The organism is Delftia sp. PX-1, assembly GCF_055797465.1.
This window is the reverse complement of sequence record NZ_CP184763.1, coordinates 1-11,931: the sequence shown is the minus strand read 5'-3', so window position 1 is coordinate 11,931 and position 11,931 is coordinate 1. Positions and strand designations below refer to the sequence as shown.

The following is an 11,931-nucleotide window of genomic DNA, read 5'->3' as shown; positions in this document are numbered from 1 at the left end:
TATAGTGTCTGCCTCAGTTTCGAGTCAGGCCCTGCCGCCCGCATGTACCGCTATCTCATCATCGAAGACGACGCGCTGAACGCGCGCTACATCGCCGAAGGCCTGCGCCAGCAGGGCGCGCAGGTGGCGGTGTGCAGCGATGGTGTGCAGGGCATCGCCATGGCCGTGGGCGAGAGCTGGGATGTGATCATCCTCGACCGCATGCTGCCCAACGGCTTCGACGGCCTGCAGATCCTGCAGACGCTGCGCTCCATGGGCAAGCAGACGCCGGTGCTGGTGCTCAGCGCCCTGTCGGCCACGGACGAGCGCGTGCGCGGCCTCAAGGCCGGCTGCGACGACTACCTGACCAAGCCCTTTGCCTTCTCCGAACTCTCGGCGCGCCTGGAGGCCCTGGTGCGCCGCGCCCAGATCCCGGCCCCCGCGCGCGAGATGCGCCTGGCCGACCTGCGGCTGAATCTGCTCACGCGCAGCGCCGAGCGCGCGGGCCAGCCGCTGGCGCTGCAGCCGCGCGAGTTCCGCCTGCTGGCCTTTCTGATGCAGCACGCGCACCAGATCGTCACGCGCACCATGCTGCTGGAGTCGGTGTGGGACTACCGGTTCGACCCGCAGACCAATGTCATCGACGTGCACATCAGCCGCCTGCGCGGCAAGGTGGACAAGGGCTTCGAGCCCGCGCTGATCCACACCGTGCGTGGCGTGGGCTACAGCCTGTCGGACCGGCCGCAGGACCTGCCGCAGGTGGCCTGATCCCATGTCGCTGGCCAAGCCCTGGAGCTCCACGGCCTTCCGGCTGGCGCTGACCTACGGCGTGCTGCTGGTGCTGACCATGTCCATCGTGCTGTCGGTGTTCTACGTGCAGACCGTGGGCGTGCTGCGCATGCGCATGGACCGGCAGGCCGAGAACCACATGCGCCGCCTGGTCGAGCACCGCGACAAGTACGGCGAGCCCGCGCTGGAGGCCGAGATCCAGCAGACCCTGCTGGACGGCGTCAACACCGATACCGAAATCCTCATCCTCATGGATGGCGACGGCAATCCCATCATCGGCAACGCCGACGTGGTGCCCGCACGCCGCCTGACGGAGATGGGCGTGCGCGATCTCAAGGTGCGGCGCAACGGCCGCATCATCGCGGGCCGCGTGGCCGTGGCCCAGCTGTCCGACGGCAAGCTGCTGGCCGTGGGCAGCGACATGCAGGTGCAAAGCGATGTGGAGGAGCTGTTCGGCCGCGCCAGCCTGCTGGCCGGCCTGGTGGCCCTGGGCATGGCCGTACTGGGCGCCGGGGCCTTCCGGCGCGTGGTGGAAGAGCGTGCCGCCGACATCCGCAGCACCATGGCGCGCGTGGCCACGGGTGACCTGCGCCAGCGCATTCCGGTCACGCGCCGCGACGATGAGTTCACGCTGCTCAACCGCGACATCAACACCATGCTGGACCGGCTGGAACTGCTGATGGACGGCATACGCCATGTCTCCAACACCATCGCCCACAACCTGCGCACGCCGCTGACGCGCATCCTGCTGCGCCTGCGCAATGCCCAGCAGGCCACGCCCGAGGAAAAGAACGAGACGCTGGCGCTGGTGGCCCAGGAAGTGGCCGAACTGGGCGTGGTCTTCGACAAGCTGCTGCAGATTGCCGAAGTGGAAAGCGGCGCCAGCCGCAAGAACTTCGCGCCCGTGGACCTGCGTGCCCTGCTGGTCGACGTGGTGGAGTTCTACGAACCGCTGGTCGAGGACGCGGGCGGCGTGCTGCGCCTGGAGGTCGATGGCACGCCCATGGCGCTGGGCGACGGCGACCTGCTGGCCAGCGCCGTGGCCAACCTTGTGGACAACGCCATCAAGTACGGATCACTGCCCGACAGCGACCACGGCGCCGACATGCTGCTGCGCGCGGGCGTGGCCCACGAGCACGGCATGGACGGCGGCGCCTGGGGCGTGGAAATCATCGTGCAGGACCGCGGCCCCGGCGTGGACGCGCAGACGCGCGAGAAGATGAGCACCCGCTTTTACCGCGCCGAATCGGACCGCGAAGGCTACGGCCTGGGCCTGGCCAGCGTGCTGGCCATCGTGCAGCTGCATGGCGGCAAGCTGGGCTTCGAGAACATGCATCCGGGCCTGCAGGCAAGGATCTGGCTGCCCGGGTTGCCCACGGCCTGAAGCCGTTTCAGCGGTCCTTGTGACCGTAGGCGCAAAAGCCGGGCTTGGGGCCCTTCTTGGGGTGCAGGCGACAGGTTTCGGGCCGCTTGTCGTAGACCGTGCAGCGCCGCGACTTGGCATCCAGAAAATTGCAGTCCCCGCTGGCGCGCCGCGCCATGGTGAAGATGTTGTGCTTGGGGTTGTAGTGGTCGATCAGCCGCATCTTCATCAACCGCTTGGCGATGAGCTTGGGCTCCACGTTGTCCACCTCGAACGGATCCACCAGCTCCAGCCGCACCAGATCGGGCAGCTGCACCTCCAGCGGCATGGTGCAGCAGTTGGCCGCACAGCTGTCGCACATGCCGGGCTTGTATTTGCTCCAGGAGTCGAGGCGGTCGACGTCGACGATGCTGATGGGGGATCTCATGGTGGGCGATGGGCGTGTGCAGGGCCGCTATTTTTCGCCAGAAAGCCCGGCGGCGGTTGCCGCGCCGGCGTAGCCAAGCGAGGGGGCGGGTCTTTGGGGGACGCTGCCCCTGCTCCATCCCCTGGCCTTCAGGCCGGCCGCTTCCTCAACAGGTATTTCTGAAACCCGTCCGACACCCGCTCGTCGCGCTGGTTCAGCACCTCGGTGGCCAGGGTCAGCACGCCCGTGGTGTTGCCGGGCTTGAGCTCGGACACCGTCAGCGTGCAGTACAGCGTGTCGCCCACATGGACGGGGGCCAGGAAGCGGCTGCCCTGCTCCAGAAAGCCCTTGAGCGATTCCTCGACCATGTGCGGGAACAGGCCGGCGCCCGCCGCCGTCTGTATGGCCACCTGGTAGCCGTGGGCCAGCATATGGGGCATGCCGCGCGCACGGCAGTACTCCACGTCGTAGTGCACTGGATGGTTGTCGCCGCTGGCCAGCTGGAAGGCGGCGAACAGGGCATCGGTCATGGTGCGCGATGGCAGGGCGAAGACCTCGCCCAGCGCGAAGTCTTCAAAGTAGCGCTGGGCGCACAGGGATGGGTGGCGTGGCATGGCGACTCTCCTCAGTTCGCGCTCATGTGGGCGGCCCGGGCGACCTTGCCCCATTTGTCCAGCTCCTGCTTGAGGAAGGCGGCCAGCGCCTGGGGGCGCGGCTGCTTTTCCAGCACCAGGCCCATGTCGTAGGCCTTTTTCTGCAGCCCGGCATCGTCCACCGTGGCCTGCAGGCTGGACTGCAGGCGGGCAATCAGCGCTGGCGGCGTGCCTGCGGGGGCGAACACGGCGTTCCAGGTATAGGCCTCGTAGCCGGGCACCTGCTCGGCAATGGCAGGCGTGTCGGGCGTCTGCGGCAGGCGCTGGGCCATGGTGGTGGCCAGCAGGCGCACCGTGCCCGCCTTGACCTGGGCCAGGCCCGTGGGAGCGCTGTCCAGCATGAAGGCCAGGTGCCCGCCGATGAGGTCCTGTATGGCCGGCGCACTGCCCCGGTAGGGCACATGCTGGGCCCGGGTTCCCGCCATCAGGTTCAGCAGCTCCGCACCCAGATGCGGAGCGCTGCCCACGCCCGCCGATGCATAGCTGACCTGGCCGGGCCGCGCCCGCAGATAGGCCAGGAAATCCGGCAGGCTTTGCACGGGCAGCCGCTTGTCCACCACCAGCACCAGCGGCGCCCTGGCGAGCAGTCCCACGGGCGCGAAGTCTTCCTCCGTGCGGTAGCCCAGCTTGTCGTGGATGTAGGGATTGACGGCATGCGCCACCGTGGTCAGCAGCAGGGTGTAGCCGTCAGGGGCAGCCTTGGCAACCGCCTCCGTGCCCACCAGGGTGCCGGCGCCCGTGCGGTTCTCGATCACCACGGGCGTGCCCAGCTTCTGGCTCCAGACATCGGCCATGGCGCGGCCGAAGGTGTCGGTGGGGCCGCCTGCCGCATAGGGAATCACCAGCTTGATGGGGCGCGCAGGATAGTCCTGCGCTGCGGCCGCGCCGGCGGCCAGCAGCAAGGCGGTGATCAGGGTTTGGCGTCTTGCCGTCTTGAAGTCCATAATTTTCTCCGTTGTCTCCTGGCGCCGACTATAGAAATGCGCTGCCAATGCAGCCAGTCGAATCATTGATAGGGCGGTTAGAAACCGTCTAACACCAAGGAAATGCTCCCGGCGGGCATGCAACGGATGCGATATGAATTGACGGATCTCAGGGTTTTCCTTGCGATTGCCCAGGCCAAAAGCCTCAGCGCAGGCGCGGCTGAAATGCATTTGACGGCGCCATCGGCCAGCTACCGGCTCAAGAATCTGGAGCAGGCCATGGGCGCATCGCTGTTTGAAAGAACGTCCAAAGGCATGGTGCTGACCCCGGCGGGAATGACGGTCAAGAAATACGCCGATTCCATTTTCGGCAGCGTGGACCGCCTGCACGGAGAAATGCAAAGACACATCAACGGAATATCAGGCCATATCCGCGTATTTGCCAACAGCAGCACGCTGACGGGAATCGCGCCCGTGCTCAGCCGCTATCTGGCCCATTATCCGAACGTCAATGTGGACCTGGAGGAGCGCCTGAGCGAAGACACGGTGCGCGCCGTGCTCGACGGCAGTGCCGACGTGGGCCTGGTGGCCGGCCAGATCGATCTGCATGGCCTGCACGCCATCACCTATGGCCACGATGAACTGGTGTTCGTGGTGCCCGCTGGCCACCCCTTGGCCGCCAGCAGCAGGGTGCCGCTGGAAACCGCGCTGACCTACGACCTGGTCTCGATCGGCCGCAAGACCAGCAACTTCCTCTACCTCCAAGGCATGGCATCCAGGCTGGGCATGAATCCCAGGGTACGTGTGCACGCACCAACATTCGAGGCCGTGCTGCAGTGCGTACAGGAAGGCGTGGGCATTGCGCTGGTGCCGCGCTCCATTGCCCGGCCGGCGCTGCAGGCGCGCAGGCTGGCTGCCGTGGGCCTGGACGAGGCCTGGGCGCAGCGCGAGCAGAAGGTTGTCACGCGCGAACCCGAAACCCTGCCCGCCTATGCCCGCGATTTCGTGGCCTATGTGGCGGCCCAGCCTTTGCCCGAGGAAGGCGCCGTGCAGGAATCCCTGCCTTAGAAGATTTGAAATTCCGCTTAGAAAATGCCGACTGGCTGGGTGATGGTCGCACTTCTAGAATGCGGCGAATCGAATATTCGCCTCGTTCAAGAAAATGCAGACACGCCCATTGGATGGTTTGACGGTATTGGCCATGGAACACGCCGTGGCAGGGCCTTTTGCCAGCCGGCAACTGGCGGACCTGGGCGCCAGGGTCATCAAGCTGGAGCGATTGCCCGATGGGGATTTTGCGCGGGGCTATGACGACAAGGTCCATGGTGAATCATCCTTTTTTGTCTGGGCCAATCGGGGAAAGCAAAGCCTGGCTGCAGATATCAAGACCGCCGAAGGGCAGAATATCGTCGGGAAAATACTGGAAAACGCCGATATCCTGATCCAGAACCTGGCCCCGGGTGCCATGCAGAGAATGGGCATGGATTTCGACAGCCTGCATGAGAAATATCCGCGTCTCATCGTCTGCGATATATCGGGCTATGGCGAAGGCGGCCCGCTCAGCGACAAAAAGGCCTACGACCTGCTGATCCAGGCGGCAGCCGGCCTGATCTCGGTCACGGGCACGCCCGACCAGCCCGCGCGCGTGGGCATTTCCATCGCCGACATCGCGGCCGGCATGTATGCCTACTCGGGCATTTTGTCCGCCCTGCTGCAGCGCGCACGCACGGGCCGGGGCCTGCGCGTGGAGGTGTCCATGCTGGAGGCGCTGGCCGAATGGATGTCCTACCCGCTGAACTTCGCCCACTACGGCGGCGCGGCGCCCGTGCGCAGCGGGCTGACCCATCCGTCCATCGCGCCCTATGGCCAGTACACGGCCGGTGATGGCCAGAGCCTGATCTTCGGCCTGCAGAACGACCGCGAATGGCACAGCTTCTGCGCCCATGTGCTGCAGCAGCCCGCGCTGGCGCAGGACGCGCGCTTTGCCACCAACCTGCAGCGCGTGGCGCACCGCAAGGAACTCGACGCGGTGATCGCCTCCGTGCTGGCCCACCTGAGCCGCGAACAGGCCATGCAGCGCCTGGATGCAGGCGGCATCGCCAACGCGCCGCTCAACGACATGCACGCGGTCTGGAACCATCCGCAATTGCAGGCGCGCGAACGCTGGCGCGAGGTGGCCACGCCCGCCGGCAGCATCCAGGCCCTGCTGCCCCCGGCCACGCTGTCGGATGCCGAAGCCGCCATGGGCGCCGTGCCCGCGCTGGGCGAGCATACGCAGGCGCTGTGGGAGGAGTTTGGCGGGCGGTAAACATGGGCAGGGGGGCCAAGGTCCGGCCATGAAAAAAGCGCTCCTTGCAGAGCGCTTTTTGCAGTGTGCCGTTCGGCTGGATCAGACGTCGATATTGCCCGCCCGCAGCGCATTCGTCTCGATGAAGTCCCGGCGCGGCTCCACCTCGTCGCCCATGAGCATGGTGAACACGCGGTCGGCCTCGATGGCGTCGCCGATCTGCACCTGCAGCAGGCTGCGCACGGTGGGGTCCATGGTGGTCTCCCACAGCTGCTCGGGGTTCATTTCGCCCAGGCCCTTGTAGCGCTGGCGGGCCGTGGTGCGTTCGGCCTCGTGCAGCAGCCATTGCATGGCCTGGCGAAAGTCGGTGGCCTTGTCGCTCTTGGCCTTCTCGCCTTCGCCGCGCGTGACCTTGGCGCCTTCGCCCAGCAGGCCGTTGAAGTTCTGGGCTTCGTCGGCCAGCGCGGCGTAGTCGTGGCTGCGCACGAACTCCTGGGTGAGGATGGAGCTCTTGATGTTGCCGTGGTGGTGGCGGCTGATGCGCAGCACGGGCTTTTCGGAGACCGGATCGATTTCGGCCGTTACCTCGGCGGGCACGCCCGTGGTGGTCAACTCGCGCAGCTTGGCCTCCAGGATGGGGGCGCAGGCCTGTGCCGCCTCGATGCTGTCCAGCGTGATCTGCACGCCGTCGGCGATGGCGCGCAGGGCCTCGGCATCCATGAAGTTGGACAGGCGGTCGATGACGGTCTCGGCAGCCAGGTGCATGTTGGCCAGCTTGGCCAGTTCCTCGCCGTCCAGCGTGCGCGGGTTGGCGCCGCCGGTGCTGACGCTGGCGTTCATCAGCGCGATGCGCAGCAGGTACTGGTTGAGCGCGGGGCCGTCCTTGATGTACAGCTCTTCCTTGCCGTTCTTGACCTTGTACAGCGGCGGCTGGGCGATGTAGATGTGGCCGCGCTCGACCAGGTCCGGCATCTGGCGGTAGAAGAAGGTCAGCAGCAGGGTGCGGATGTGGGCGCCGTCCACGTCCGCGTCGGTCATGATGATGATGCGGTGGTAGCGCAGCTTGTTGGGGTCGAAGTCGTCGCTGCCGCTCTTGCCCGATTCGGCCGTGGCCTTGCCGATGCCGGTGCCCAGGGCCGTGATCAGGGTGACGATTTCGTTGCTGGACAGCAGCTTCTCGTAGCGGGCCTTTTCCACGTTCAGGATCTTGCCGCGCAGCGGCAGGATGGCCTGGAACTTGCGGTCGCGACCTTGCTTGGCGGAGCCGCCGGCGGAGTCACCCTCGACGATGTAGATCTCGCACAGCGCCGGGTCCTTTTCCTGGCAGTCGGCCAGCTTGCCGGGCAGGCCCATGCCGTCGAGCACGCCCTTGCGGCGCGTCATCTCGCGGGCCTTGCGCGCGGCCTCGCGGGCACGCGCGGCATCGACGATCTTGCTGCACAGGATCTTGGCGTCGTTGGGCTTTTCCTCCAGGTAGTCGGTCAGCGCCTTGGCGACGATGTCCTCCACGGGCGCGCGCACTTCGCTGGAGACCAGCTTGTCCTTGGTCTGGCTGCTGAACTTGGGCTCGGGCACCTTCACGGACAGCACGCAGCACAGGCCTTCGCGCATGTCGTCGCCGCTGACCTCGACCTTGGCCTTCTTGGCCAGTTCGTTCTGCTCGATGTACTTGCCGATCACGCGCGTCATGGCGGCGCGCAGGCCCGTCAGGTGGGTGCCGCCGTCGCGCTGCGGGATGTTGTTGGTGAAGCACAGCACCTGCTCGGCGTAGCTGTCGTTCCACTGCATGGCGACTTCGACGCCGATCTCGGTGCCGGGGATGCCGCCGTAGCTTTCCGCAGGACGCGTGCCGTTGGCGTGGAAGGCGGTGGGGTGCAGCACCTTCTTGTTGGCGTTGATGAACTGCACGAAGCCCATGACGCCGCCGGCGCCGGAGAAGTCGTCCTCGCGGCCGTCGCGCTCGTCCTTGAGGCGGATGCGCACGCCGTTGTTCAGGAAGGACAGTTCGCGCAGGCGCTTGGCCAGGATCTCGTAGCGGAACTCATGGTTCTGCGTGAAGATTTCCGTGTCGGGCAGGAAGTGGACCTTGGTGCCGCGCTTGTCGCTCTTGCCGACCACGCGCATGGGCGAGACCTCGACGCCGTCCACGATCTCGATGGGGCGGTTCTGCACCTGGCCGCGCGAGAAGTCGATCTCGTAGACTTCGCCGTCGCGGCGCACGCTGAGCTTGAGCCAGATGGACAGTGCGTTCACGCAGGACACGCCCACGCCGTGCAGGCCGCCCGAGACCTTGTAGCTGTTCTGGTTGAACTTGCCGCCCGCGTGCAGTTCGGTGAGGGCGATTTCGGCCGCCGAGCGCTTGGGCTCGTGCTTGTCGTCCATCTTCACGCGCGTGGGGATGCCGCGGCCGTTGTCGATGACGGACAGGGAGCCATCGGCATGGATGGTGACCAGAATGTCGTCGCAGTAGCCGGCCAGGGCTTCGTCGATGGAGTTGTCCACCACTTCGAAGACCAGGTGGTGCAGGCCCGTGCCATCGGAGGTGTCGCCGATGTACATGCCGGGGCGCTTGCGCACGGCCTCCAGGCCTTCGAGGATCTGGATCGCGCCTTCGCCATAGCCGCTGGAGTCTGAGCCTTCGGGGGCAATGGTCTGGTTTTCTGGCTTGTTCTCGTCGGTCATGGAAGGCCCTGGGGTAGTTCCGTCGGAAGCTGTCGCTTCGCTTGAAAATGTTCGATTCGGCCGCTGGCGCGGTGCGTAGGGACGCGCGCTGCGGGCTACGAGTCGGATAGGGTGGTTGCGCGCCTTGCACCGGCTTGTGCCACCGGGCGGCGGGTGCAGGGGCTGCGCAATGTGTCAGGCATCGGGTAGGTGTGGCGCGCGCTCAGATGCGCATCGGCATCACGACGTACTTGAAGCTGTCGTTCTCGGGGATGGTCAGCAGCGCCGAGCTGTTGCCGTCCTGCAGGTCGATCCTGATCATGTCCTGGCCCATGTTGGACAGGGCGTCGATCAGGTAGGTGACGTTGAAGCCGATCTCGATGGTGTCGCCACCGTAGTCGATGTCCAGCTCGTCCATGGCCTCTTCCTGCTCGGCGTTGTTGGAGGCCACGCGCAAGGTGCCGGGTTCCACCGTCAGGCGCACGCCCTTGAACTTGTCGCTGGTCATGATGGCCGTGCGCTGCAGGCTGGCCAGCAGCGGGGCGCGGCCCAGGGTCACGCTGTTGGTGTGGTTGCGCGGGATGACGCGGTTGTAGTCGGGGAACTTGCCCTCGACCAGCTTGGTCACGAACTCCATGCCGCCAAAGGTGAACTTGGCCTGGTTGTTGGCGAACTGCATCTCGATGTGGGGCTGGTTCTCGCCGCCGGCATCCGACAGCAGGCGCTGCAGCTCCAGCACGGTCTTGCGCGGCAGGATCACTTCCTGCTTGGGCACTTCCACGTCCAGCTGGCTGCTTGCAAAGGCCAGGCGGTGGCCGTCGGTGGCCACCAGGGACAGCTGCTTGCCCTCGGCCACGAACAGGATGCCGTTGAGGTAGTAGCGGATGTCCTGCACGGCCATGGCGAAGGAGACCTGGCCCAGCAGGTCCTTGAGCACCTTCTGAGGCACGCTGAACGACGGGCCGAAGGCCGCAGCCTCCTGCACCAGCGGGAAATCCTCGGCCGGCAGGGTCTGCAGCGTGAAGCGGCTCTTGCCGCCCTTGAGCACCATCTTGGCCTGCTGGGTCTCCAGGCTCACGGTCTGGTCGCCGGGCATGGTCTTGAGGATGTCGATCAGCTTGCGCGCGCCCACGGTGGTGGTGAAGTCGCCGGTGTCGCCGCCGAGTTCGGCGGTGGTGCGGATCTGGATTTCCAGGTCGCTGGTGGTCAGCTGCAATGCGTTGCCGGTCTTCTTGATCAGCACGTTGGCCAGGATGGGCAGCGTGTGGCGGCGTTCGACGATGCCGGACACCGATTGCAGGACCGCGAGAACTTTGTCTTGTGTGGCTTTCAGGACGATCATGTCAACCTCTGATTTAAGGATGCGGGTCTCGGTGGGAGCGGCGGCTCACACATGAGCCCCCTCTTGCCGCTCGAATCCCCCATTTTGCCGCGTACGCAGGGCCTGAACGGGGGAGTTTTCATCAACCTTTGAGAGTTTGCTCCAGCACGTGCAGCTGCTGGTTCAGCTCGGTCAGCTGCTGGCGTTCGCCGGCGATCTTGCGCACCGCGTGCAGCACGGTGGTGTGGTCGCGTCCGCCGAACAGCTCGCCGATCTCGGGCAGGCTCTTCTGGGTCAATTCCTTGGCCAGGTACATGGCAATCTGGCGCGGCCGGGCAATGCTGGCCGGGCGCTTCTTGCTGTACATGTCGGCCACCTTGATCTTGTAGTAGTCGGCCACCGTCTTCTGGATGTTTTCCACGCTGATCTGGCGGTTCTGGATGGACAGCAGATCACGCAGGGCCTCGCGGGCCAGCTGGATGGAGACTTCCTTCTGGTTGAAGCGCGAATAGGCCAGGATCTTGCGCAGCGCGCCTTCGAGCTCGCGCACGTTGGAGCGCACGTTCTTGGCCACGAAGAAGGCGACTTCCTCGGGCATCTCGGCGTTCTCGGCGCGGGCCTTGTTGATCAGGATGGCCACGCGCATCTCCAGCTCGGGCGGCTCGATGGCCACCGTCAGCCCGGAGTCGAAGCGCGAGACCAGCCGCTCGTGGATGTTGGCCAGACCCTTGGGATAGGTGTCCGAGGTCATCACGATGTGGCTCTTCTTGGCCAGCAGGGCCTCGAAGGCGTTGAAGAACTCCTCCTGCGTGCGGTCCTTGTTGGCGAAGAACTGCACATCGTCGATCAGCAGCAGATCCAGCGAGTGGTAGCGCTCCTTGAATTCGTCAAAAGTGCGGCGCTGGTAGGCCTTGACCACATCCGAGACGAACTGCTCGGCGTGGATGTAGAGAACTTTCGCGTCGGGCTTGTCGGCCAGCAGCTTGTTGCCCACGGCATGCACCAGGTGGGTCTTGCCCAGGCCCACGCCGCCGTAGATGAACAGCGGGTTGTACAGGTGGCCGGGCGAGCCCGCCACATGCATGGCGGCCGAGCGTGCCATGCGGTTGGCCGTGCCTTCCACCAGGGTTTCAAAGGTCAGCGCGGCGTTCAGGCGCGTACGGAAGACCGGCGCTGCCGCGTCTTCGCCAGTGACCGTGGGCACCGAGGTGACAATGGTTTCCGGTGGGGCCGAGCGCTCGCTGGAAGATGGGCGAACATAAGTACGCACAACGCTTTCCCGTTGAGCGAGCGCTAACTCAAGTGTCACCGGCTGGCCATAGAGCGACTCCAGCATGGCCGAGATGCGGCCTGCATATTGGGCGCGGATCCAGTCGAGCTTGAAGCGGTTGGCCACGTAGACGGTGACTTTGGAGAAGTCTTCGGCGACGTGCGCGGTCAGGGGCTTGATCCAGGTGTTGAACTGCTGCTCAGGCATTTCCTGCCCCAGTTGCTCAACGCAGACTTGCCACAGGCCCTGGCCTGCATCGTTCGTAGGTTCCTCTGTCAT

At 65.6% G+C, this 11,931-nt stretch carries 10 protein-coding genes; 4 read left to right on the top strand and 6 right to left on the bottom strand.

The window, feature by feature from the left end:
• Positions 1-42: 42 nt before the first annotated feature.
• Together ACN20X_RS00050 and ACN20X_RS00045 are read left to right on the top strand one after the other, a co-directional pair.
• Entirely contained in the window at positions 43-747 is a 705-nt protein-coding gene (locus ACN20X_RS00050; protein ID WP_017407046.1) for a response regulator transcription factor, read from the top strand.
• A gap of 4 nt (positions 748-751) precedes the next feature.
• Positions 752-2,152, top strand: coding sequence for a sensor histidine kinase (locus ACN20X_RS00045; RefSeq protein ID WP_473210151.1), 1,401 nt, complete (start codon positions 752-754; stop codon positions 2,150-2,152).
• A 7-nt stretch (positions 2,153-2,159) separates the two neighbouring features.
• On the opposite strand, the gene ACN20X_RS00040 is transcribed toward ACN20X_RS00045, so the two are convergent.
• From ACN20X_RS00040 to ACN20X_RS00030, 3 genes are all read right to left on the bottom strand, one after another.
• Positions 2,160-2,558, bottom strand: coding sequence for a YkgJ family cysteine cluster protein (locus ACN20X_RS00040; RefSeq protein WP_013799932.1), 399 nt, complete (start codon positions 2,556-2,558; stop codon positions 2,160-2,162).
• 128 nt (positions 2,559-2,686) lie between these two features.
• Positions 2,687-3,151: a MaoC family dehydratase gene (locus ACN20X_RS00035; protein WP_016447265.1), complete on the bottom strand. Its 465-nt coding sequence runs from the start codon at positions 3,149-3,151 to the stop codon at positions 2,687-2,689.
• Between the two features lie 11 nt (positions 3,152-3,162).
• Positions 3,163-4,134, bottom strand: coding sequence for a tripartite tricarboxylate transporter substrate binding protein (locus ACN20X_RS00030; protein ID WP_016447264.1), 972 nt, complete (start codon positions 4,132-4,134; stop codon positions 3,163-3,165).
• 126 nt (positions 4,135-4,260) lie between these two features.
• Here ACN20X_RS00030 and ACN20X_RS00025 point away from each other — a divergent pair, with 126 nt between their 5' ends.
• Both ACN20X_RS00025 and ACN20X_RS00020 read left to right on the top strand, forming a co-directional pair.
• The gene (locus ACN20X_RS00025) at positions 4,261-5,181 is read left to right on the top strand and encodes a LysR family transcriptional regulator (protein WP_026062803.1); all 921 of its coding nucleotides are present in this window, start codon (positions 4,261-4,263) and stop codon (positions 5,179-5,181) included.
• A 94-nt stretch (positions 5,182-5,275) separates the two neighbouring features.
• Positions 5,276-6,421, top strand: a complete 1,146-nt coding sequence (locus tag ACN20X_RS00020) for a CaiB/BaiF CoA transferase family protein (RefSeq protein ID WP_473210150.1) — start codon at positions 5,276-5,278, stop codon at positions 6,419-6,421.
• An 81-nt stretch (positions 6,422-6,502) separates the two neighbouring features.
• Here ACN20X_RS00020 and gyrB read toward each other — a convergent pair whose 3' ends face one another.
• The 3 genes from gyrB to dnaA form a co-directional block, all read right to left on the bottom strand.
• Positions 6,503-9,082 (bottom strand): DNA topoisomerase (ATP-hydrolyzing) subunit B, encoded by a 2,580-nt coding sequence (gyrB, locus tag ACN20X_RS00015; protein WP_016447261.1) that lies wholly within the window; start codon positions 9,080-9,082, stop codon positions 6,503-6,505.
• Positions 9,083-9,284: 202 nt separating this feature from the next.
• A complete protein-coding gene (dnaN, locus tag ACN20X_RS00010; RefSeq protein WP_016447260.1) occupies positions 9,285-10,403 on the bottom strand; it encodes a DNA polymerase III subunit beta in 1,119 nt (372 codons plus the stop codon).
• A 121-nt stretch (positions 10,404-10,524) separates the two neighbouring features.
• Complete coding sequence (gene dnaA, locus ACN20X_RS00005; RefSeq protein WP_016447259.1) at positions 10,525-11,931, bottom strand: chromosomal replication initiator protein DnaA; 1,407 nt, start codon at positions 11,929-11,931, stop codon at positions 10,525-10,527.